The organism is Streptomyces durhamensis (genome assembly GCF_000725475.1).
Taxonomy (GTDB): Bacteria; Actinomycetota; Actinomycetes; order Streptomycetales; family Streptomycetaceae; genus Streptomyces; species Streptomyces filipinensis.
In genome coordinates this window covers 154,330-176,294 of sequence record NZ_JNXR01000017.1, presented here as the reverse complement: position 1 = coordinate 176,294, position 21,965 = coordinate 154,330, and the positions used below count along the sequence as shown (strand labels likewise).

Here is a 21,965-nt window from a genome sequence, read left to right as displayed (position 1 = left end):
GCCCCAGCCCCCGCAGGGCCCCGCCCCAGCCCCGCAGGGTCCCGCGAGGGAACCCGCGTAATATGCCAAGCCGCACCCCACCCCCTGCACACTCGCGTGCGGTGCGCTACAGGAGGCGCCATGCGACCCCGCCCCCCGATCAAGGGCCGAGGCATATTCAGCGGCACCGGTCTCGTCATCGCGGCCCTCGCGGCGACCGCCGTGGCACTGCTCTACCCGCTCTGGTCGTACGCCGACCGCCAGGGCGCGGCCGACGCGAACGTGCTGAGCGCGCAGAGCGTCACCACTCCGTACGGCCCCCTGTCCGCGCAGGACCGGGACTTCATCACCAAGGTCCGGCTCGCCGGCCTCTGGGAGCTGCCCGCCGGGGAGCTGGCGGAGCAGAAGGGCACCACGGCCGCCGTACGCACCGCGGGCCAGCACCTCGTGGACGGGCACACCTCGCTGGACGCGCATGTGCGCACCGTCGCCACCCAGCTCGGCGTACCGCTGCCGAACGAGCCGAACGAGCAGCAGGCGCAGTGGCTCACCACACTGGGGGCGGCGAAGGGGCAGGACTTCGACCGCCGGTTCGCCGGCATCCTCCGGCTCGCCCACGGCCGGGTGTTCGCGCTGGTCGCCCAGGTCCGGGCCGGTACCCAGAACTCCCTGGTCCGCGATCTCGCCGACGACGCCAACGCGACCGTCCTGGACCACATCAAGGTCCTGGAGGCGACGGGGTACGTCGACTTCGCCTCGCTCGCGAGGGACCTGGCGGCCTCGCCCACCCCCGTGCCGACCCCGCCGGCGGCCGTCCCGAGCGCCGCCGTGCCGGTCGAGCCCTCGCCGGACGCGTCGTACTCCCTGCCGCCCGCCGCCGCCAGCCCTCCGCCTGCGGCGAGCAGCCCCTGACCCGGCCCCGAAACGGAACGTCACATACCGCTAACACTGTGTCCGGATGATGAACAGGGCATGGTGTTCCGGCCGGGCTCTGACATAGAAAAAACGTCATGATCTGGCTCCTCCTCCTGCTCCTGGCCTGGGTTTTCGCCGGTACGGCGTGCACCCGGCTGTGCCTGGCCGCCGTCCGCGCGGCGGCCCTGGACACGCCTGCCGCGACAGCGGACCGGGAGCGCGATCTGACCCTGTACGAGGCGGCCTTCCTCTCCGGCGGGCCCGCCCGGGTCGCCGACGTGACCCTGGTCTCCATGGCCCGCCAGCGCCGTCTGCTCCTCGCGCACACCGGCTGGGCCACGGTCGTGGACCCGCGCGGGCACGACGAGATCGAGCAGTCCGTCATAGGCGCCATAGGTCCGGAGGGCCAGTCGCGGATCGCGCCGGTGCGGGCGCGGGCGGCCGGCGCCGAGGCCGTGCGGCGCCTCGCCGACCGGCTGGTGCGCGCCGGTCTCGCCGTGCCCGACGACGCCGGTACGTCCGTGGGGGCCGCCGTCCGCCAGGTGCGTGCCGCCGCGCTGGCCGTGGCGGCGCTCGGCGTGAGCGCGCTGCTGCTGCCCGTCCCGACCGAGGCGCCCCGGCTGCTGGTCGGCCTGTGGTTCGCCCTGCCCCTCACCCTGGCCCTGAGCTGCCTGGTCATCGCCCGGTTCGAGGTGCATCCGTACACCCGCTGGGCCTCCCCGGCCGGCCAGCGGCTGCTCGGCGCGCTCGTCCGCAGGCCGGCCGGCGACGAGCGGTCGTTCCTCACCTCGGTCGCCGTGCGCGGGATCCGTGCGATCGGCGAGCCCGAGCTGCGCGCCGCGTTCACCCACCGCGACCAGCCCTGGCGGGAGTGAGGGCGGCTTCGGGGGCGCATAGGGGGCATTGACGCCGACACCGGCCCGATGGTGCTTGCCTTCACCGACGGCCGACCGAAATATCCCTTCTGTTGTCGCCGGGCCGTGGCAGCCGTGCCATCGCCTCCGTTGCACCGAAGGGACACGCGATGAGAGCTGCCGCCCTGTACTCCGCCGCCGGGACGCTGCTCCTGAGCACCCTGGCCGCGGCACCGGCGGGCGGCGCGCCCGCCGCCGGCGCGGCGGCCGGTGTCCCCGGCGCGGCCGAGCTGCGCGGCACCGGGGTGGCCGTGGCCCGCGCCGGGGCGGCCGGCATCGCCTTCGGCGCGTGCGCCCCCGCCGACGTGCCGAAAGCCCCGAAGAACGTGCAGTGCGGCACGGTGAGCGTCCCGCTCGACTACGCCCACCCGAACGGCAAGCAGATCACCCTGACCGTCAGCCGGGCCCTGGCGACCCAGAAGGACCCGCACAACAGCAAACGGAAGGTCCCCCGGCAGGGCGCCCTGGTCTACAACCCGGGCGGCCCCGGCGCGTCCAGCATGTACTTTCCGCTGGTCGGCGCGGTCCCGGAGTGGAAGCGGATCGCCGCCGCCTACGACCTGGTCGGCTACGCCCCGCGCGGCGTGGGCCGTTCGGCGCCGCTGTCCTGCGAGGACCCGAAGCACTTCCTCAAGGCGCCCACCGCGTCACCGGCGCACCCGTCGGAGGCGTACAAGCGGGAGCAGATCGCCGAGGCCAGGGCGTACGCGCGCGGCTGCGCCCAGCGCGGCGGGGACCGGCTGCGCTTCTACACCTCCCTGAACAACGCCCGGGACCTGGACGTCCTGCGGGCCGCGCTGGGCGAGAACCAGCTGACCTTCGTCGGGGCGTCGTACGGCACCTACTTCGGCGCGCTGTACGCGACGCTGTTCCCCTCGCATCTGCGGCGCATGGTGCTGGACTCGGCGGTGAACCCGGACCCGGCCAAGATCTGGTACCGCAACAACCTCGACCAGTCGGCCGCGTTCGAGGAGCGCTGGGCGGACTTCCGGGACTGGATCGCCCGCCACAACGACGTGTACAAGCTCGGTGACACCTCCGAGAAGGTGCAGCGCAGCTACGACACCGCGCGGGAACGGCTGGCCGGCAAGGCGGCCGGCGGGAAGGTCGGTCCCGGTCAGCTGCAGAACGCGTTCCTGCGGGCCGGGTACTACGACGACTTCTGGCCGAGCCGGGCCCAGGCCCTGTCAGCGTATCTGCACGGCGACCCGAAGCCGCTGGTGCGGCTGGCCGCGCCGGACCTGAAGACGGCCGCGGAGGCGGAGAACGGCAACGCGGTCTACACCGCCGTCGAGTGCAACGACGCGCCCTGGCCGACGGACTGGAAGGTGTGGGACCGGGACAACACCCGGCTCGCCCGGGTGGCGCCCTTCGAGACCTGGGACAACGCGTGGATGAACCTGCCGTGCGCCTTCTGGCCGGCGCCCCGCCAGCAGCCGGTGGACGTGCGGACCGGGGTCGGTGAACTGCCGCCGGTGCTGATCCTGGCGGCCGAGCGGGACGCGGCGGCGCCGTACCCGGGGGCGCTGGAGATGAACCGGCGGCTGGCCGGCTCGGTGCTGGTGACCGAGCGGGACGCGGGTACGCACGGCATCGGGGGCGGCGCCAACCAGTGCGTCAACGGCCACTTCGAGGCCTACCTGCTGGAGGGCCGCGTTCCCGGGCGGCGCGCGGCGTGCGCGCCGCACCGGTTGCCTTCGGCGGCGACGGGGCCGGCGAAAGAGGCCCGGCGGGGCGCTCTTCGAAGTGGCCGGCGGTAAGGGACCTGCGGGGGCGCCGGTCAGGCCAGACCCGCCACCAGGTCCCCGATGTCCTTGCGGCGGCCCGTGTAGAACGGGATCTCCTCGCGGACGTGCATCCGGGCCTCGGAGGCGCGCAGGTGGCGCATGAGGTCGACGATGCGGTACAGCTCGTCGGCCTCGAAGGCCAGGATCCACTCGTAGTCGCCGAGGGAGAACGAGGCGACCGTGTTGGCGCGCACGTCCGGGTAGCCGCGGGCCATCTTGCCGTGGTCGGCGAGCATGCGGCGGCGGTCCTCGTCGGGCAGCAGGTACCAGTCGTAGGAGCGCACGAACGGGTAGACGCTCACGTAGTCGCGGGGCGTCTCGTCGGCGAGGAACGCCGGGATGTGCGAGCGGTTGAACTCGGCCGGGCGGTGCAGCGCCATGTTGGACCACACGGGTTCGAGCGCGCGGCCGAGCTTCGTGCGGCGGAAGAGGTTGTACGCCTCCTGCAGCTGGTCGCTGGTCTCGGCGTGCCACCAGATCATGAGGTCTGCGTCGGCGCGCAGTCCGGAGAGGTCGTAGGTGCCGCGGATCGTCACGTCCTTGGCGGCGAGCTGGTCGAACAGCTCCTGGACCTCGTCGGCGTAACCGGTGCGGTCCTGCGGCAGCACGTCCTTCAGCTTGAAGACCGACCACAGGGTGTAGCGGATGACCTCGTTGAGGTCCTTGGCCAGCTTGCCCTTGTTCGGGATCCTGCCGGACTCGGTGGTGGAGGCGTCGTCACTCATGGCCCCTATTCTCCCGCTCCGCCGTGGAGGCTCTGCACCGGGTCGGCGGTCAGCTCCCGGACACCGGTGAGGTCGCCGCCGAGCTGGTCGACGGCGGCGTGGGCACTCGCGATGCAGGCCGGGATGCCCACGCCGTCGTACTGAGCGCCGCACACCGCGAGGCCCGGCAGCTTGGCGACGTGCTCGCGGATGCGGGCCACGCGCGCGTGATGCCCGACCGGGTACTGCGGCAGACCGTCGGTCCAGCGGGTGACCCGGGTCTCCAGGGGGACGGCGGCCAGGCCGGTGGCCTCGCGCAGGTCGTGCCGGGACACCTCGACCAGGGCGGTGTCGTCCCGCTGCAGGATCTCCGTCTCGCCGTGGCGGCCCACGGAGGTGCGCAGCACCATCACGTCCGGGTCCTCCTCGGCGATCCAGCCCCATTTGTGGGAGGCGAACGTGGACGCCTTGATGGTGCGGCCGTCGACCGGCGGGACCAGGAAGCCGCTGCCCTCCGGAAGGCTCAGGTCGCAGCGGCGGTAGGCGAGGGTGACCAGCGCCATCGACGCGTACTCCACGGCGGCCAGTTCGGCCGCGGCCTCCGGGGACTCGGCGCGCAGCAGCCGGGCGGCCACCGGGGCGGGCACCGCGACGATCACGGCGTCGGCGTGCAGCTCGCGGGGGCCGGCGGTGATCCGCCAGCCGCCGGACGCCTGGCGGCGCAGCCCGGTGACCGGCGTGCCGGTCAGGATCTCCGCGCCGCGCGCCCGGACGGAGTCGGCGACCGCGAGCGGCAGCGTGCCCACTCCGCCCTCGATGCCCATGAAGACCGGTCCGGTCTGCGGGCCGGCCGCCGCCCTGGCCTGGATCTCGCGGACTCCCTCGGTGAGCGAGGTGTGGGTGCGGGCGGCCTGGAAGAGCTGCGGGATGGCCGAGCGCATCGAGATGCGGTACGCGTCGCCCGCGTACACACCGCCGAGCAGGGGCTCGACCAGGCGGTCGACGACCTCGCGGCCGAGCCGGGCGGCCACGTACTCCCCCACGGCGATGTCGTCGCCGACCTCGGTGCGCGGCAGGCCGGCGTCGCGCTCGATGCGGGCGAGGCCCTCGTCGGACAGCACGCCGCTGAGGGCGGCGGCGGTGCCGGGCACGCCCATGACATGGCCCTTGGGCATGGGGCGCAGGGCGCCGCGGGTCCAGATCGAGGCGGTCGCGGTGGCGGGCGCCTGGAGTCGCCCGGTCAGGCCCACCTCGCGCGCGAGGGTCACGGCCTCGGGGCGGCGGGCGAGCATCGACTCGGCGCCCAGATCGACCCGCACGCCCGCGATCTCACCGGGCAGCAGCTTGCCGCCGACCCGGTCCGCGGCCTCCAGCACGGTCACGCGCGTGCCGCGCCCGAGCAGCCGGTGGGCGGCGGACAGCCCGGCGATTCCGGCTCCGATGACGACGACATGCCCCGTACGCGTACCCGTTGCGCTCATGCCCCCACTCTCTCAGACCGCACTGACATCCCCGCCGGGGCCCGAGGTCCGCCGCGGCGCGGCCCGGTGTCCGGGCCGAGGCCGGACCGTGACCGCTTCGGAACCACCCCGCGCCAACGTTCCGGGGCGCTCGGGCGTCGAAGGAGCGTCACCGGTTCCGGCCCCCGGGGGGTACCGCCCATGCGCACACCACGCTCCGTACGACCCGCGCGTCCCGCACGTTCCGTCCGGGCGCCGGCCGGGCTGCTGCTCGCCGTCTGCCTCGCACTCGCCGGCTGCAGCGCCGCGGACGACTCCGGCGGCGGTTCGGCGAAGTCCGCCGCGGGCGGCGCCCAGGCGGCCGGCGGGCAGGGCGCGCGGGGCGGGAGCGGATCCGGCGGGGCCTCGCCGGCCGCGCGGACGCCCGACCTCGCCCCGAGCGCGATCATCCGCACCGCGTCCCTCACCGTCGAGGTCAAGGACGTGCCCAGGGCCCTGGCCGAGGCCCGCACCACCGCCGAGGACGCGGGCGGCTACGTCGGCACCGAGAACACGAGCCGGGACGCCGACGGCCATGAACGCAGCCGGGTCGTCCTGCGGGTGCCCGGCGCGAAGTACGACGAGGTCCTCACGGGCCTGCAGAGGACGGGCCGGCTGGTCGAGCGTACGGCCCAGGCGGAGGACGTCACCGACCAGGTCGTGGACGTGGACAGCCGCGTCAGGTCGCAGCGGGCCAGCGTGGACCGGATCCGGGCGCTGATGGACCGGGCCGCCAAGCTGAGCGATGTCGTCGCGCTGGAGGGCGAGTTGAGCAGCCGGCAGGCCGACCTGGAGGCGCTGCTGGCCCGGCAGGCGTCCCTGAAGGACCGCACGAGCCTGGCCACGGTCACGCTGTCCCTGTCCGAGACGCCGGTGCGGAAGCCGGCCGGTGACGACTCGCCCGGCATCGTGGACGCGCTGTCGGGCGGCTGGCGCGTGTTCGTCGCGATGCTGCGCTGGATCGCCCTCGGGCTCGGCGCCGTCCTGCCGTTCGCGGCCTTCGCGGCGCTGTCGGCGCTGCTGTGGCTGCGGATCGTACGCCCTCGGCCGCCGCGCCGCCGGGAGCCCGCCGCGGTGACGACCGCGCCGGGGACACTGCCGTCGGCCCGCGCGGCGGGGTCCGCCGGTGAGCGGCCCGACCGTGACTGATATGCACGCGGCCTGACATGCCCTCGCCCCGTAGCGTGTTCCCATGAGCATGCGCGGTGGGCGGGGCGGGACGGAACGACTGGTCGTGATCGGCGGTGACGCCGCGGGGATGTCCGCGGCGTCACAGGCGCGCCGGATGAAGGGGCCCGGCGAACTGGAGATCGTGGCGTTCGAACGCGGCCACTTCACCTCCTACTCGGCGTGCGGCATCCCGTACTGGGTGGGCGGCGACGTCCCCGAACGGGACGCCCTGATCGCCCGCACGCCCGAGGAGCACCGCGCGCGGGGCATCGATCTGCGGCTGCGGACCGAGGTCACGGAGATCGACGTGGCCGGACAGCGGGTACGCGCGCGTGACGTCGATTCCGGCGCCGAGTCCTGGACGGCGTACGACAAGCTCGTCATCGCGACCGGCGCGCGCCCGGTCCGCCCCGACCTGCCCGGCGCGGACGCCCCCGGCGTGCACGGCGTGCAGACCCTGGACGACGGCCAGGCCCTGCTGGACACACTGGCACGCGCGCGTGGCCGGCAGGCGGTGGTCGTCGGTGCCGGATACATCGGCGTGGAGATGGCCGAGGCGCTGATCAACCGCGGCTTCGGGGTGACCGTCGTCAACCGCGGCAGGGAGCCCATGTCGACCCTCGACGCGGACATGGGCCGCCTGGTGCACCGGGCGATGGAGGGCCTCGGCATCACCATGGTCAACGACGCCGAGGTCACCAAGATCCTCACCGGGGAGGACGGCCGGGCCCGCGCGGTCGCCACGCAGGACGCCGAGTACCCCGCGGACGTGGTGATCCTCGGCATCGGTGTCCGTCCGGAAACGGCTCTCGCCCAGGCCGCGGGCCTCCCGCTCGGCGCCCACGGCGGACTGCTGACGGACCTCGCGATGCGGGTGCGCGGGCACGAGAACATCTGGGCGGGCGGCGACTGCGTGGAGGTGCTGAACCTGGTCTCGGGCCAGGAGCAGTACGTGCCCCTCGGCACCCACGCCAACAAGCACGGCCAGGTGATCGGCAGCAACGCCGGCGGCGGTTACGCCACCTTCCCCGGCGTGGTCGGCACGGCGGTCAGCAAGGTCTGCGACCTGGAGATCGCCCGCACGGGCCTGCGCGAGAAGGACGCCCGCCGGGTGGGCCTGCGGTACGAGAGCGTCGCCATCGAGTCCACCAGCCGCGCCGGTTACTACCCCGGCGCGTCCCCGATGACGGTCAAGATGCTCGCCGAGCGCCGCACGGGCCGGCTGCTGGGCGTCCAGATCGTCGGCAGGGAGGGCGCGGCGAAACGGGTCGACATCGCCGCGGTGGCGCTGACCGCGGGGATGACGGTGGAACAGATGACGGCCCTGGACCTGGGCTACGCCCCGCCTTTCTCACCGGTGTGGGACCCGGTACTGGTGGCGGCGAGAAAGGCGGCGGCGAGGGTACGCGTCTCCTAGGGGATGCCGTCCGGATCATCCCGGCGTCGCGCGGTCTAGGCGGTTCCGCTGATCCGCGGCAGCGCGGACACCGCGGCCGGCTGCTCCCCGGCCGGCTTCGCGTGCGAGGCGGCCGGCCGGCTGGACCGCAGCCGGTAGCTCACCGCCTCGTCCAGCGTCACCGGCCGCTGCATCTGCGAGGCCAGCCGGCCGGCCTCCTGGCCGAGTCGCGCGACGTCCTCCCAGGGAAGCCGTACCACCAAAGACAGCTCGGCCTCTCCATCGGGCAGAGCATGCATCGCCGTCACCTGCGGAGCGTTCGTCATCGCCTGTCCTCACGTCGGTTGAGAACAGATACGCACGGCCGCCCCGCGCCGTTCACCGGTTCGCCCGCCCCATCCCGGGCAGTAGTCCTGTGTGGTCATCCCCGTCCATGACGTGAACCCGCTGCGCCGTACCCCCTGGGTGACGTACGCCCTGATCGCCATGAACGTCCTCGTGTTCGTCACCATGCCCGGCATGGCCGGTCCCGCGGCGGGCGGCGGCGACCTGGCGCGGTTGTGTCATCTGCAGGCCTTCATGGACCGGTACGCCGCGGTCCCCAGGGAACTGATCCACCATCAGCTGCCCCGGCTGGTCCCGACGGGAGACATCGGCGTGGGCCCGCACGGCCCCGGCTGCGTCGTGGCCCCGCCGTCCTACGACAAGTCGCCGCCGCTGTCGGTCTTCACGGCGATGTTCCTGCACGGCAGCTGGCTGCACCTGCTGGGGAACATGCTCTTCCTGCTGATCTTCGGCAACAACGTCGAGGACCGGATGGGGCACATCCGCTACTTCCTCTTCTACGTCGTCTGCGGCTACGCCGCCGGCTACGGCTTCGCGCTGCTCAACGCCACGTCGGGGGACCCGCTGATCGGCGCCTCGGGCGCGATCGCCGGGGTCCTCGGCGCCTACCTCGTGCTGTGGCCGGGCGCGCGGGTCTGGGTCCTCGTCCCGTTCCTGGTCTTCCTGCCGCTCAGGCTGCCCGCCTGGCTGGTGCTGGGCTTCTGGTTCGTGCTGCAGGCGGTGTATTCCTCGGGGCACGGTGTGTCCGGGCCCGGCACGGTGGCGTACGCGGCGCACGTGGTCGGCTTCCTGGCCGGCATGCTGCTCGCCTGGCCGCTCAAGCCCGGCACCCCGCCCCCGCCGGAGCCGCGCGGCCTGCTGTTCGGCAGACGGGCACGGCCCCGGTACACGTGGTGACTCAGCGCGCCGTCTGCGCGTGGACGTACTCCACGAGGCGGGTGAGCGCGTCCGGGTCGGTGTTCGGCGGGACCCCGTGGCCGAGGTTGAAGACGTGGCCCTCCAGGCCGGCGGCCGCGTCCAGCACCTCGCGGGCCCGGACCTCGACGGTGTCCTTGTCGGTGAACAGGACCGTGGGGTCGAGGTTGCCCTGCAGCGCCTTGCCGGGGCCGACACGGCGGTGCGCCTCGTCCAGCGGGACCCGCCAGTCGACACCGACCACGTCCGCGCCGGCCTCGCCCATGAGCTTCAGCAGCTCACCGGTGCCGACGCCGAAGTGGATGCGCGGGACGCGGTAGCCGGCCACGGCGTCGAAGACCTTCCCGGAGAAGGGCATGACCGAGCGCCGGTAGTCCGCCGGGGCGAGCGCGCCGACCCAGGAGTCGAACAGCTGGACCGCGCTCGCGCCGGCCTCGATCTGCACCTTCAGGAAGGCGGCCGTGATGTCGGCCAGGCGGTCCAGCAGGTCGGCCCACAGCTCGGGGTCGCCGTACATCATCGCCTTGGCGTTCTCGAACGTGCGCGAGGGACCGCCCTCGACCAGGTAGCTCGCGAGGGTGAAAGGCGCGCCCGCGAAACCGATCAGCGGGGTGGGGCCCAGCTCCCGGGTGAGCAGGCCGATCGCCTCGGTGACGTAGGGGACGTCCTCGGGGGTCAGGTCGCGCAGCCGGGCCAGGTCGGCGCGGGTGCGGATGGGCTGGTCGACGACCGGGCCGACACCGGGCTTGATGTCGAGGCCGATGCCGATGGCCTTCAGCGGGACGACGATGTCGCTGAAGTAGATCGCCGCGTCCACGTTGTGCCGGCGCACCGGCTGCAGGGTGATCTCGGTGACCAGCTCGGGCCGCATGCAGGACTCGAGCATGGGGATGCCCTCGCGCACCTTGCGGTACTCGGGCAGGGAGCGGCCGGCCTGACGCATGAACCACACCGGGGTGTGCGGCACGGGCTCGCGCCTGCACGCCCTGAGGAAGGCGCTGTCGTACGTCGCTGTCGGCTGCATGCTGTCGTTGGCGGTCACGGGGCAAGTCTCGCATGACGGCGGCGGGCGACGGCGCGGGGTGTCTGCCCTGCACAAGGCCTCGCTTCCCCTTACTCTTCCCCGCATGGCTGCGGCTCACGGACGAATGTCGGACAGCGCCGACGGAATGGACGACGTGAAGGACACCGAGGAGGCGGACCGACGCTCGAGTACCGCGGGTCCGCCGGCTTTCCGGGCCGCGGTCGACGCCCTGCGCAGCAGCCGGCTGCGGCCGCAGGTCGAGGTGGAGCCCACGCCCGCCCCGCAACGGCTCGCCCCGTACGCGTACGCGCTGGAGGCCGTGGTGGCCGACGGCGAGCAGGAGCTGGCCGACGGCCGCCTGGTGCTGCTGCACGACCCGGCGGGGCACGACGCCTGGCGCGGAACGTTCCGGCTGGTGACGCTGGTGCGCGCGGAGCTGGAGCCGGAGATGGCGGCGGATCCGCTGCTGCCCGAGGTGTGCTGGTCGTGGCTGACCGGGGCGCTGCAGGCGCGCGGGCTGGGGTACGGAGAGCCGAGCGGGACGATCACGCGCGCGAGTTCGCACTACTTCGGCGGTCTGGCCGAGCGGCCGTCGGCCTCGCAGATCGAGATCAGGGCGTCCTGGACGCCCCGCGAGGGGCTCGGCGGGGTGCCGGACACGGCCTCCCACCTGACGTCCTGGTGCGACCTGCTGGCCCAGGTCGCGGGCCTGCCGCCGGCCGGTCCGGGCGACGCCTCGGTGGTGACGCTGCCGCAGCGCAGGGGGCCGCAGCCGCGGTGATGTGACGGTGAGCCGACCGGCGGTTGTCGGCGGCGTCATCCGCATGGGCGCCTTATTGACCATCTCTTTGTCGATACGGCCACTTTCCGACCCGGAATCGCATCCGCTCGGGCCGACTCGATCTTCGGATGATCGATCGCGTGTCCGAATTGCGCAGATTGTTACTCACTAGATCGTGATCATTCTCTAAAGGCGGACGAGTTTGCTGCCGAAGACGACTGTGACCTTGAAAGCACGGTTCGTCCCGGCTTCCTCCCCAAAGCCGGCCCCGTCCCCCACCCAGGAGGCCTGGTGTCCGTTCTCCTCGAGCAGCCCGCAAGCCTGGTCGCCTACCGCCCGAACAAACCGACCGCCATGGTGGTCGTGGCCGACCCGCGCGTCCGCTCCACCGTCACCCGCCATCTGTGGGCTCTCGGCGTGCGCGATGTCATCGAGGCCTCGTCCGTCGCGGAGGCCCGTCCCCGCATCGGCAACCCGCGCGACATCTGCGTCGCCGACGTCCACCTGCCCGACGGCTCCGGCCTGACCCTGCTCTCCGAGACCCGCGCCGCGGGCTGGCCCAACGGGCTGGCGCTGTCCGCCGCCGACGACATCGGCGCGGTGCGCAACGCCCTGGCCGGAGGGGTCAAGGGGTACGTCGTCACCGGTACCCGTACCAACATCGGCCTGCCCGCCCGGCCCGGAGCCGCTCCCCTCGGCGCCGCCCGGATGCACCGCCGCCCCCCGGGTGCCCCGAGCCACCCGGGCGGCTACCGCGAACTGTCCGGACGTGAGGTCGAGGTGCTGCGGCTGGTCGCGGAGGGCCAGTCCAACAAGGCGATCGGCGTCTCGATGGGCCTGTCCGCCCTGACCGTCAAGAGCCACCTCGCCCGCATCGCCCGCAAGCTGGGCACGGGCGACCGGGCCGGCATGGTGGCCGTGGCCCTGCGCACCGGGATCATCCACTGAGCCGTCCACGGCAACATGGGGGTTCACTCACGTGAACCGCACCTTTCACCGACCTGACTGGTTTACGACCCTCCCGCGCCCGTCGACGGAACGTTCCGGCGACGGGCGACGTCCACGCACGGATACCCTTGACAGGTGACCGAGGCCCAAGACACCGCAGCAGACAGCTCCCTGCGCATCACCGGGGGTACCCCTCCGGACGACGCCGGATCTTCTGTGACGGGGGCGCCGACACCGCTGCTCGAACCCCGTGAGGGCATTCCGCCCGTCGTCACCGACGCGGCCGCGCTCGCCGAGGTGGTCGCCGCCTTCGCCGCGGGCTCCGGCCCGGTCGCCGTCGACGCCGAGCGCGCCTCCGGCTACCGCTACGGCCAGCGCGCCTATCTGGTACAGCTGCGCCGCGAGGGCGCCGGGAGCGCCCTGATCGACCCCGTGGCCTGCCCCGACCTGTCCGGGTTCGGCGAGGCCCTGTCCGGCGTCGAGTGGGTGCTGCACGCGGCCACCCAGGACCTGCCCTGCCTGCGCGAGATAGGCATGTCCCCGACCCGCCTCTTCGACACCGAGCTGGCCGGCCGGCTCGCCGGGTTCCCCCGGGTCGGCCTCGGCGCGATGGTCGAGGGCGTCCTCGGCTTCGTCCTCGAGAAGGGCCATTCCGCCGTCGACTGGTCGACCCGGCCGCTGCCCGAGCCCTGGCTCAGGTACGCCGCGCTCGACGTGGAACTCCTCGTCGACCTGCGCGACGCCCTGGAGAAGGAGCTGGACCGGCAGGGCAAGCTGGAGTGGGCCCTGCAGGAGTTCGACGCGATCGCGGCCGCGCCGCCGGCCGAGCCGAGGAAGGATCCGTGGCGGCGCACGTCCGGGATGCACAAGGTGCGCAGGCGCCGGCAGCTCGGCGTCGTACGGGAGCTGTGGGAGACGCGGGACCGGATCGCCCAGCGGCGGGACGTGTCACCCGGCAAGGTGCTGAGTGACGCGGCCATCGTGGAGGCCGCGCTCGCCCTGCCCGGCAGTGTGCACGCGCTGGCCGCGCTGAACGGGTTCGGGCACCGGATGGGGCGGCGGCAGCTGGAGCAGTGGCAGGCGGCGGTGGACCGGGCCCGGTCCCTGCCGGAGACCGCGCTGCCCCAGCCGGGTCAGCCCGTGACCGGGCCCCCGCCGCCGCGCGCCTGGGCCGACAAGGATCCCGCCGCCGCGGCGCGCTTGTCCGCGGCCCGGGCGGGGGTGACGGCTCTCGCCGAGCGGCTCAACATGCCCCAGGAGAACCTGGTGTCCCCGGACACGGTTCGGCGGATCTGCTGGGAGCCGCCGAGGAGTGTCGACACCGGGTCCGTGGAGGAGGCACTGGCGGGGTACGGCGCGCGGGCGTGGCAGGTGGAGCTGGTGACGCCGGTGCTGGTGTCGGCGCTGTCGGCCAAGGGGGCCTGAGCGCGTCTGCCGGTCGCCGCGGCCCGGGGACGCCCCACGGGCCGCGGAAGCGGAACAGGGACGTCGAGATCACGCCAAGATCCTGGCGGCGGGGCCCGTGGCTGGGGACGGGCGACGCGGTCCCGGTCGACGGCCGCGCGGACGCGGCCGCGCGGGCCGCGGGACGTGTCGGCGACGGGTCATGACCTGGTCGGGTCGAGCACGCGGTTTCCCCGCTCCCCTTCGATGCGCTTCGGTCACCCGGCGTGCGGATGTGACGTTCGCCGCTCCAGCCGAGAGGACTGGGCAGTCACGTTACTCGTAAGTAGCATGGGCCCTGAGCGCGCGCTCAGCGCAGCGCAGCAGTGCCATCCCGCATCTGGAGGAGAGCCATCGTGCCTCGTACCGTCAGGGACGTCGTCTTCGTTGACGGCGTCCGCACCCCGTTCGGCAAGGCGGGCCCGAAGGGCATCTACCACGAGACCCGCGCCGACGACCTCGTCGTGAAGGCGATCCGGGAGCTGCTGCGCCGCAACCCCGGCCTGGACCCCAAGAAGATCGACGAGGTCGCCATCGCCGCGACCACCCAGATCGGTGACCAGGGTCTGACGCTCGGCCGTACGGCCGGCATCCTCGCGGGCCTGCCGCAGTCCGTCCCCGGCTACTCGATCGACCGCATGTGCGCCGGTGCCCTGACCGCCGTGACGACCACCGCCGGTTCGATCGCGTTCGGCGCCTACGACGCCGTCATCGCCGGTGGTGTCGAGCACATGGGCCGCCACCCGATGGGCGAGGGCGTGGACCCGAACCCGCGCTTCGTCAGCGAGAAGCTGGTCGACGAGTCCGCCCTGTTCATGGGCATGACCGCCGAGAACCTGCACGACCGCTACCCGACCATCACCAAGCAGCGCGCCGACGAATACGCCGTGCGCTCGCAGGAGAAGGCCGCCAAGGCGTACGCCGACGGCAAGATCCAGCAGGACCTGGTGCCGATCTCGGTGCGGCGCACCAACGCGGAGGCCGGCGAGACCGGCTGGGGCCTGGTCACGGCCGACGAGCCGATGCGCCCGGGTACGACCCTGGAGAACCTGCAGGGCCTCAAGACCCCGTTCCGCGTCCACGGCCGGGTCACCGCCGGTAACGCGGCCGGCCTGAACGACGGCGCCACCGCCTCGATCATCGCGAGCGAGGACTTCGCCCGCGAGAACGGGCTGCCGGTCAAGATGCGTCTCGTCTCGTACGCCTTCGCCGGCGTCGAGCCCGAGGTCATGGGCTACGGCCCGATCCCGGCCACGGAGAAGGCGCTCGCCCAGGCGGGCCTGTCCATCTCCGACATCGGTCTCTTCGAGATCAACGAGGCCTTCGCCGTCCAGGTCCTCGCCTTCCTGGAGCACTACGGCATCGCCGACGACGACGCGCGCGTCAACCAGTACGGCGGCGCCATCGCCTACGGCCACCCGCTGGCCTCCTCCGGTGTCCGTCTCATGACGCAGCTGGCCCGCCAGTTCGAGGAGCAGCCGCACGTCCGCTACGGCCTGAACACCATGTGCGTCGGCTTCGGCATGGGCGCGACGGTCATCTGGGAGAACCCGCACTTCGAGGGGGACAAGTGAGCACCACCACCGAGCTTCTGAAGCAGGCTTCGGAACTGTTCCCGGACGAGGTCGTCACGAGTGCGCACGTCCGCCACTTCGACCTGCCGTTCGGCGCCGGCCGTTTCGCGCTGATCACGCTGGACAACGGCTTCGACCACACCAAGCCGACCACCTTCGGGCCCGGCTCGCTGGCGAACCTGAACGCCGCGATCGACCAGGTCGAGAAGGAGGCGGCGGACGGCGGGATCGTCGGCGTCGGCATCACCGGCAAGCCGTTCATCTTCGCGGTCGGCGCCGACCTCAAGGGCGTGGAGATCCTCAAGGAGCACGAGCACGCGCTCGCCATCGGCAAGGGCGGCCACGAGGTCTTCAAGCGCCTGTCGCAGCTGGCCGTTCCCACGTTCGCCTACTACAACGGCGCGGCGATGGGCGGCGGCGTCGAGGTCGGCCTGCACTGCAGCTACCGGACCGTCTCCAAGGCGATCCCGGCGTTCTCGCTGCCCGAGGTCTTCCTCGGTCTGGTCCCCGGCTGGGGCGGCTGCACCCTGCTGCCGAACCTGATCGGCGCCGACAAGGCCGTCTCGGTCATCATCGAGAACTCCCTGAACCAGAACAAGCAGCTCAAGGGCAAGCAGGTCTTCGAGCTCGGCATCGCCGACGCGATCTTCGAGGGCGCGGACTTCCTGGAGCAGTCGCTGATCTGGACCGCTCAGGTCCTCAAGGGCGACGTCGAGGTCGAGCGCCCGGTGATCGACCGCGGCGAGGGCTGGGACCAGGCCGTCGCCAAGGGCCGCTTCATCGCGGACTCCAAGGTGCACGGCGCGGCTCCGGCCGCCTACCGCGCCCTCGACATCATCGCGGCCGCCAAGAACGGCGACCTGCAGCAGGGCTACGACGCCGAGGACCAGGCCCTCGCCGACCTGATCATGGGCGGCGAACTGCGCGCCGGCATCTACGCGTTCAACCTCGTCCAGAAGCGCGGCAAGCGTCCCGCCGGCGCCCCGGACAAGAACCTGGCGCGTCCGGTCACCAAGGTCGGTGTCGTCGGCGCCGGTCTGATGGCCAGCCAGCTCGCGCTGCTCTTCCTGCGCCGTCTGGAGGTGCCGGTCGTGCTGACCGACATCGACCAGGAGCGCGTCGACAAGGGTGTGGGCTACGTCCACGCCGAGATCGACAAGCTGCTCGGCAAGGGCCGGATCAACCAGGACAAGGCCAACCGCCTCAAGGCCCTGGTCACCGGTGTGCTGGACAAGGCCGAGGGCTTCTCCGACGCGGACTTCGTCATCGAGGCCGTGTTCGAGGAGATCGGCGTCAAGCAGCAGGTGTTCGCGGAGGTCGAGGCGGTCGCCCCGGCGCACGCGATCCTCGCCACCAACACCTCCTCGCTGTCCGTGTCGGAGATGGCGTCGAAGCTGAAGCACCCCGAGCGGGTCGTCGGCTTCCACTTCTTCAACCCGGTCGCGATCCTGCCGCTGCTGGAGATCGTCCGCGGCGAGAAGACCGACGACGCCTCGCTGGCCACGGCGTTCGCCGTCGCCAAGAAGCTGAAGAAGACCGCGGTCCTCACCAAGGACGCCCCGGCGTTCGTCGTGAACCGCATCCTGACCCGCTTCATGGGCGAGATCCAGAACGTCATCGACGAGGGCACCCCGGTCGAGGTCGCCGAGAAGGCGATCGAGCCGCTCGGTCTGCCGATGTCCCCGCTGGTGCTGCTGGAGCTGGTCGGCCCGGCGATCGGCCTGCACGTCTCCGAGACGCTGCACGGCGCGTTCCCGGACCGGTTCAAGGTCTCCCCGAACCTCAAGGCGGTCGTCGAGGCGGGCAAGCGCGGCTTCTACGTCTACGACAGCGGCAAGCCGGAGCTGGACCCGGAGGTCGCCGCGCTGCTCAAGCAGGGCGATGTCGTCCTGACCGAGGAGCAGGTGCGGGCCCGTGTGCTCGACGCGGTGGCGCAGGAGATCGGGCTCATGCTCGACGAGGGCGTCGTCGCCGAGGCCCAGGACATCGACCTGTGCCTGATCACCGGTGCCGGCTGGCCCTTCCACCTGGGCGGCATCACGCCGTACCTGGACCGCGAGGGCGTCTCGGAGCGGGTGAACGGCAAGAAGTTCCTGGCCCCCGGCGTGGCGAGCGTGCCGGCGTAACGCCTCACCGGTGAACGCCGGGTGCCCGCACTCCTGTCGGGGTGCGGGCACCCGGCGTTTCCGTGTGCCCGGTCAGAGCGCGCACCAGGGGACACGGCAGGCGGTCCATCCGAGGATCCGGGCCCGGCGAGGGCCCACGGCCCGGCGGACGATCCTTCACCGCTTCAGCGTTCCCGTCGTTCTTCCCGCCGTCGGCCTCGCCGGCGGTTCAGACCTGCCGCCACGCCTCCAGTGCGAGGCCCGGTTCGTCCTTGCGGCGGGTCAGCAGGAGTTGGCCGGTCGACGGGGACAACGTCGCCGCCACGACCCGGTCGTCCTCGTCCGTCGTCAGCGACACCCGTGCGTCCACGGGCAGTTGCGGACCCGACTCGGTCCACCAGGCGCCCGCCGACTCCTGTTCGGTCGGGTAGGCGGCGAAGGCGACGCGGCCGTCCGCCGAGCGCTGGGCGAGCAGGGTGCAGTCGTGGCCGTCGAGGTCGCAGCGCACTGCCGAGACCGGGCCGTGGCCGGCCGACGGCAGCAGGGTGACCGGCTTGCCGCCGGGGCGCCAGGCGCACAGGTCGCCGGAGGTGTCGGTGTAGTAGAGGGTGGTGCTGTCGGGAGAGGTGGCGAGGGCGTGCAGGGTGCCCGGGCGGACCGTGGCCCGCAGGGATTCCGCCGGGACCGGCTCGGCGGCCGGCTCCTCCTGGCGCCAGTACTGGATGCCGTCGGGGCCGGCCGCGTACAGCTCGACCCGGCCGGACTCCCCCGTCACCGCCGCGAGCCCGTCCCGTACCCCGTCGCCCTTCAGGTCCCGCCAGGCCGCCCAGCCGCCCTTCTCCTTCTGCGTGAGCAGCCGCACCCCGCCCTGGCCGTCGGGCACGAAGACATGGGCGCGGCCCTGGGCGTCGACGGCGACCGCGGGGGTGCCGGTGCGGTCGCCCTTCTTCAGCGGGTGTCCGATCGGGTGCCAGTCCAGGGCGGAGAGGCGGGGGCGGAAGTGGGTGGAGTGGACCAGCCCCGACTCGCCCTTGACGGTGGGCCGCCAGGAGACCAGGTGGGCGTAGCCGTCGGCGCCCTGGCCGATCGCCAGGACGGGGTGCAGGCTCTGGTCGCCGCCGACGGTGCGCGGGGCGGTCCAGGGACCGCCGGGCTCGCGCTCAGCCCGGCACCGGACGGCGTCGCCCGACAGCTGGTAGACACTGAGCCGGCCGTCCCGGCCGCGCAGGAACCAGTCGCCGTTCACCGGTTCACTCTAAGCCGTGGGGCCGGCCCGGCCCCCGGCCGCCCGCTCACAGCCGCTTCGCGCTGCGGAACAGCTTGGCGTAGAAGCCGTCGCCGTCGAGGCGCGAGACACCGCCCTGGTCGCCGATGGTGGGGCCGTTCTGCTCCTTGCGGCTGGAGATGAAGACCTTGTGGCCCTCGGTGTCCGGACCCAGGTAGATCGCGGAGTGGTCCATGTGGTTGGCGGTGCGGTGGTCCATCTTGAAGAACAGCAGGTCGCCGGGCTGCAGTACGTCGATGTTCTGCGGCCGCACGTACCAGGGGCTCGGACCCTGGAGCTTGATGATGTCGACGCCCTCCTTGCCGCGGGCCATGCCGTCGGCGGTGCGCGGCAGTCCGTCGCCGTGCACGTTGTCGGACATCAGCGGGAAGCGGGCCCGGTAGCCGTACACCAGCCGCAGATAGCCGGAGCAGTCCACGGCGCGCAGGCGGTCCTTCTGCGGATACACGGTGACCCCGTCCCGGAAGGTGTACGGGATGCCCAGGTAGTCGTAGAAGTCGGTCTGTTCGTAGCGGTCGACGCCGTCGGCCTTGAGGGGGCCGTAGGTGGCGTGGCCCGCGTACTGGACCCCCTGGTCGTCCTTCTTGACCGGCGCGCCCTGGATGTACGAGAAGGCGAAGGCGAAGACGTCGTCCTCCTCGCTGCCGTAGTACTGCTTGAACCAGTCCTTGAACCACTGCTGCTTCTCGGCGCCCTTGGTCCAGCTCTCCGGCATCAGGCGGACCCAGTCGTCGGTGACCACCTTGGTGGTGGTGTTGACCGGTTCGGTGAAGGTCCGCGTCGGGCCCTTCAGGGTGGCCGTACGGGCGCCGTCCGTGAAGGTGGCGATGACCGCGCCCTTGCCGTCGCGCAGCACCGAGCGCGCCGGGTTGCTCAGCCGTTCCCAGGTCTGCTTGCCGGTCGCCTTGCCCGAACCCTGCAGGTTCTCGGTGATCGTCTGGGCGGCGGGGAGCTTCGCCTGCTCGTCCTTGCGCAGTTCGTAGGTGAAGTAGGCGCTGCCCGCGAGCAGCGCCAGGACCGTCACCGTGTGGACGACGGGGCGGCCTTTGCGCTTCGGCATGGTTGGGGGCTCCAGGAGTGCGTCGGATTCGGGCGGTTCAGGCGGTCGGCATGGCGCCGAGGAGGATGCCGGCGGTCAGCACCACATAGGTGGCGAGCGAGACGGAGGCGACGGACAGCAGGGTCGCGCCCTTGGGCTGGCGGACCAGCTGGTAGCCGATCAGCCCGGGGACGATGAAGCCGAGCGTCTGGTTCGCGTACAGCAGCGGGAACTCCATCTGCAGCACGATGATCACGGTGGCCTGGATGAGCACGCCGCTGAGCACGACCGCCGCGAAGAGCCGCTTGCCGTACAGGATCACGAACTTCTGCATGAGCAGGGTGGCGAGGTACGTCAGCACGGTCACGCCGACCACCAGCGCGGCCCGCTGGAGGTCCTCGATGAGGGTGAGCGCGAGCCAGCCCGGGGTGATCATGCCGCCCGGCGACAGGTTGGTCGTCAGGTAGCACATGAGCGAGAACATCAGCCCCAGGCCGATGCCGATCGCGGCGATCTCGGGGGTGAGGACGGAGGGGATCAACGCTGTTCTCCTGGGCTGTGCCACTGCTGGCTGTCGTCGGCGGAAGGCTGGGGCTGGATGCGGGGTTCGAACAGCCCGCGGGGCTGGGCCGCATCGGCCGGGGGCAGGGCGGGCAGGCCGCCGTGGTCCGGCTGGGGACCGGTCCAGGTGCCGTGCGACTGCGCCTGCTCGTGTCCGGCCTGGTGCACCGGCTGCTGGTGCGGGTAGTCGTGCGCGCTGTCGCGCTGCACCGGGATCTGGGGGACGGACGGCTGCTGGTGCTGCGCGTAGCGCGACTCGTACGCCTCCGAGTAGTGCTGGTACGGGTCGATGCGGGGCGCGTACAGCTGCATGGTCTCGCTGGGGTCGGCCGCGGCGGGCGCAGCCTCGGCGCGGCCGGCCGGGGTCGCGGGCGCGGTGGCCACCGGTTCGTCGGCGCTCTCGTCCGGCGGCAGTTCGGCGAGGTGCTCCAGCAGGATCTCGCCCTGGCCGTGGATGTTGCCGATCGCGACCATCGACGAGTCCTGGCCGAGCATGTCCAGCATCTTGCCCATGAACTCCTCGGCGTCGCGCTTGTCGCCGCCGAGGTCGACGGCGCGCGAGCGGAACTCGGCGGGGATGGCGTCGATGGCGGACTTGGCCGGGTGGCCGATGACGAAGACGCGCTCGGGGTCGAGGTCGGGGATGATCTCGCCCATCTGCCCGTTGCGCTCGACACGGTCGGGGCGGCAGTTGATGACCACGTTGAGCGGCCGGTGGATGGCGCCGAGGTCGAGCAGCTGGTTGATGTTCATCAGCGTCGACTCGGGGTCGTTGGCCGCGAAGACGTTGGCGAAGCGCAGCTTCTTGCCCTCGGGCGTCTGGTAGCGCTCGACGGAGAGGACACCGGGGTCCGGCGGGGCGTCGTACATGCCCTGCAGGGCCGTCTCGCGGTCGACGCCGAGGAGTTCGGCGACGGTGAGGGCGATGGCCACGTTCTCCTTGAAGGTGAACCAGCTGAAGCCGCGCAGCTCCTCGTCGGTGACGGTCTCCGGGTCGGCGTAGATCAGCTTGCAGTTCCGGGCGTCCGCTTCCTCCTGGAGGATGTGGAAGCGGTCCTTCTCGGCGGTGACGCAGATGCCGTCCTCGGGCATCGAGCGGCACAGCGAGCGCGCGACGTCGTCCAGCGTGGGGCCCATCTCGGCGAGGTGGTCCTCACGGACGTTGCACAGCACGCCGATGGTGGAGCGGATCAGCTTGGACTGGTTGATCTCCTGCAGGGCCGGCATGACGGCCATGCACTCGATGACCAGCGCGTCCGGCTTGTACGCGGCGGCCCGGCGCACGATGCCGATCTGCTCGACCACGTTGGCGATGCCGAACTTGCGGTAGACCGGCTCCTCGGTGGCGTCCGGGTGGATGAAGCGGGCCGCGGTGCCGGTGGTCTTGGCGACGGTGACCAGGTCGCCGCCGCGCAGGGCACCCGCGCATAGCCGGGTGATGGAGGACTTGCCGCGGATGCCGTTGACCAGGACCCGGGTGGGTATGTGGTCCAGGTTGTCGAAGTGCCGACGCTGCTCCACGATGCCCGCGGCGAGCAGAATCGCACAGCAGACCAGCAGCACGGTGTAGAGGAAGAGCAC

Annotated in this window: 19 protein-coding genes; 11 read left to right on the top strand and 8 right to left on the bottom strand. The window is 72.3% G+C overall.

Going from position 1 to position 21,965, the window contains the following annotated elements; all coding sequences use genetic code 11:
* The first annotated feature begins 120 nt into the window (after window positions 1-120).
* The 3 genes from IO33_RS0126175 (at window position 121) to IO33_RS0126165 (ending at window position 3,568) form a co-directional block, all read left to right on the top strand.
* Window positions 121-891: a DUF4142 domain-containing protein gene (locus tag IO33_RS0126175; protein WP_031169246.1), complete on the top strand. Its 771-nt coding sequence runs from the start codon at window positions 121-123 to the stop codon at window positions 889-891.
* 98 nt (window positions 892-989) lie between these two features.
* The gene (locus IO33_RS0126170) at window positions 990-1,769 is read left to right on the top strand and encodes a TIGR04222 domain-containing membrane protein (RefSeq protein ID WP_031169244.1); all 780 of its coding nucleotides are present in this window, start codon (window positions 990-992) and stop codon (window positions 1,767-1,769) included.
* A gap of 149 nt (window positions 1,770-1,918) precedes the next feature.
* On the top strand, window positions 1,919-3,568 hold the full coding sequence (locus IO33_RS0126165) for an alpha/beta hydrolase (protein WP_031169242.1): 1,650 nt from the start codon (window positions 1,919-1,921) through the stop codon (window positions 3,566-3,568).
* Window positions 3,569-3,588: 20 nt separating this feature from the next.
* On the opposite strand, the gene hemQ is transcribed toward IO33_RS0126165, so the two are convergent.
* Both hemQ and hemG read right to left on the bottom strand, forming a co-directional pair.
* A complete protein-coding gene (gene hemQ, locus IO33_RS0126160) occupies window positions 3,589-4,320 on the bottom strand; it encodes a hydrogen peroxide-dependent heme synthase (RefSeq protein ID WP_031169240.1) in 732 nt (243 codons plus the stop codon).
* A 5-nt stretch (window positions 4,321-4,325) separates the two neighbouring features.
* Window positions 4,326-5,780 carry a protoporphyrinogen oxidase gene (hemG, locus tag IO33_RS0126155; protein ID WP_031169238.1) on the bottom strand — a complete coding sequence of 485 codons (1,455 nt, stop codon included), beginning with the start codon at window positions 5,778-5,780 and terminating at the stop codon, window positions 4,326-4,328.
* A gap of 180 nt (window positions 5,781-5,960) precedes the next feature.
* Here hemG and IO33_RS0126150 point away from each other — a divergent pair, with 180 nt between their 5' ends.
* Window positions 5,961-6,947 (top strand): DUF4349 domain-containing protein, encoded by a 987-nt coding sequence (locus IO33_RS0126150; protein ID WP_031169236.1) that lies wholly within the window; start codon window positions 5,961-5,963, stop codon window positions 6,945-6,947.
* 43 nt (window positions 6,948-6,990) lie between these two features.
* On the top strand, window positions 6,991-8,385 hold the full coding sequence (locus IO33_RS0126145; RefSeq protein WP_031169234.1) for an FAD-dependent oxidoreductase: 1,395 nt from the start codon (window positions 6,991-6,993) through the stop codon (window positions 8,383-8,385).
* A gap of 35 nt (window positions 8,386-8,420) precedes the next feature.
* Here the strand turns inward: IO33_RS0126145 and IO33_RS0126140 are convergent, their stop codons facing one another.
* Window positions 8,421-8,690 (bottom strand): SMP domain-containing protein, encoded by a 270-nt coding sequence (locus IO33_RS0126140; protein ID WP_031169232.1) that lies wholly within the window; start codon window positions 8,688-8,690, stop codon window positions 8,421-8,423.
* A 91-nt stretch (window positions 8,691-8,781) separates the two neighbouring features.
* Here IO33_RS0126140 and IO33_RS0126135 point away from each other — a divergent pair, with 91 nt between their 5' ends.
* A complete protein-coding gene (locus IO33_RS0126135; protein WP_031169231.1) occupies window positions 8,782-9,606 on the top strand; it encodes a rhomboid family intramembrane serine protease in 825 nt (274 codons plus the stop codon).
* 1 nt (window position 9,607) lies between these two features.
* Here the strand turns inward: IO33_RS0126135 and hemE are convergent, their stop codons facing one another.
* On the bottom strand, window positions 9,608-10,648 hold the full coding sequence (hemE, locus tag IO33_RS0126130; protein ID WP_425347976.1) for a uroporphyrinogen decarboxylase: 1,041 nt from the start codon (window positions 10,646-10,648) through the stop codon (window positions 9,608-9,610).
* A gap of 103 nt (window positions 10,649-10,751) precedes the next feature.
* On the opposite strand from hemE, the gene IO33_RS0126125 reads away from it, so the two are divergent.
* The 5 genes from IO33_RS0126125 (at window position 10,752) to IO33_RS0126105 (ending at window position 17,520) form a co-directional block, all read left to right on the top strand.
* On the top strand, window positions 10,752-11,429 hold the full coding sequence (locus IO33_RS0126125; protein ID WP_078963897.1) for a DUF3000 domain-containing protein: 678 nt from the start codon (window positions 10,752-10,754) through the stop codon (window positions 11,427-11,429).
* Between the two features lie 291 nt (window positions 11,430-11,720).
* Entirely contained in the window at window positions 11,721-12,377 is a 657-nt protein-coding gene (locus tag IO33_RS0126120) for a response regulator transcription factor (protein ID WP_031169226.1), read from the top strand.
* 135 nt (window positions 12,378-12,512) lie between these two features.
* Window positions 12,513-13,802 carry a ribonuclease D gene (locus IO33_RS0126115; protein WP_078963896.1) on the top strand — a complete coding sequence of 430 codons (1,290 nt, stop codon included), beginning with the start codon at window positions 12,513-12,515 and terminating at the stop codon, window positions 13,800-13,802.
* 374 nt (window positions 13,803-14,176) lie between these two features.
* Entirely contained in the window at window positions 14,177-15,394 is a 1,218-nt protein-coding gene (locus tag IO33_RS0126110) for a thiolase family protein (RefSeq protein WP_031169222.1), read from the top strand.
* Window positions 15,391-17,520: a 3-hydroxyacyl-CoA dehydrogenase NAD-binding domain-containing protein gene (locus IO33_RS0126105; protein WP_031169220.1), complete on the top strand. Its 2,130-nt coding sequence runs from the start codon at window positions 15,391-15,393 to the stop codon at window positions 17,518-17,520. The genes IO33_RS0126110 and IO33_RS0126105 overlap by 4 nt, the downstream gene beginning before the upstream one ends.
* Window positions 17,521-17,728: 208 nt before the next feature.
* On the opposite strand, the gene IO33_RS0126100 is transcribed toward IO33_RS0126105, so the two are convergent.
* From IO33_RS0126100 to pgsB, 4 genes are read right to left on the bottom strand one after another with little or no spacing between them, the layout of a single operon-like run.
* A complete protein-coding gene (locus IO33_RS0126100) occupies window positions 17,729-18,745 on the bottom strand; it encodes a PLL family lectin (RefSeq protein WP_031169218.1) in 1,017 nt (338 codons plus the stop codon).
* Between the two features lie 46 nt (window positions 18,746-18,791).
* Entirely contained in the window at window positions 18,792-19,844 is a 1,053-nt protein-coding gene (locus IO33_RS0126095) for an NlpC/P60 family protein (protein WP_031169216.1), read from the bottom strand.
* A 37-nt stretch (window positions 19,845-19,881) separates the two neighbouring features.
* On the bottom strand, window positions 19,882-20,364 hold the full coding sequence (locus IO33_RS0126090) for a poly-gamma-glutamate biosynthesis protein PgsC/CapC (RefSeq protein WP_031169214.1): 483 nt from the start codon (window positions 20,362-20,364) through the stop codon (window positions 19,882-19,884).
* The gene (pgsB, locus tag IO33_RS0126085; protein WP_031169212.1) at window positions 20,361-21,965 is read right to left on the bottom strand and encodes a poly-gamma-glutamate synthase PgsB; all 1,605 of its coding nucleotides are present in this window, start codon (window positions 21,963-21,965) and stop codon (window positions 20,361-20,363) included. Before pgsB ends, IO33_RS0126090 begins: the two co-directional genes overlap by 4 nt.

Bases quoted from the DNA above. Each gene is read 5' to 3' on its own strand.
- IO33_RS0126175 (WP_031169246.1), top strand. From the start codon at position 121: ATGCGACCCCGCCCCCCGATCAAGGGCCGAGGCATATTCAGCGGCACC.
- IO33_RS0126170 (WP_031169244.1), top strand. From the start codon at position 990: ATGATCTGGCTCCTCCTCCTGCTCCTGGCCTGGGTTTTCGCCGGTACG.
- IO33_RS0126165 (WP_031169242.1), top strand. From the start codon at position 1,919: ATGAGAGCTGCCGCCCTGTACTCCGCCGCCGGGACGCTGCTCCTGAGC.
- hemQ (WP_031169240.1), bottom strand. From the start codon at position 4,320: ATGAGTGACGACGCCTCCACCACCGAGTCCGGCAGGATCCCGAACAAG.
- hemG (WP_031169238.1), bottom strand. From the start codon at position 5,780: ATGAGCGCAACGGGTACGCGTACGGGGCATGTCGTCGTCATCGGAGCC.
- IO33_RS0126150 (WP_031169236.1), top strand. From the start codon at position 5,961: ATGCGCACACCACGCTCCGTACGACCCGCGCGTCCCGCACGTTCCGTC.
- IO33_RS0126145 (WP_031169234.1), top strand. From the start codon at position 6,991: ATGAGCATGCGCGGTGGGCGGGGCGGGACGGAACGACTGGTCGTGATC.
- IO33_RS0126140 (WP_031169232.1), bottom strand. From the start codon at position 8,690: ATGACGAACGCTCCGCAGGTGACGGCGATGCATGCTCTGCCCGATGGA.
- hemE (WP_425347976.1), bottom strand. From the start codon at position 10,648: ATGCAGCCGACAGCGACGTACGACAGCGCCTTCCTCAGGGCGTGCAGG.
- IO33_RS0126125 (WP_078963897.1), top strand. From the start codon at position 10,752: ATGGCTGCGGCTCACGGACGAATGTCGGACAGCGCCGACGGAATGGAC.
- IO33_RS0126095 (WP_031169216.1), bottom strand. From the start codon at position 19,844: ATGCCGAAGCGCAAAGGCCGCCCCGTCGTCCACACGGTGACGGTCCTG.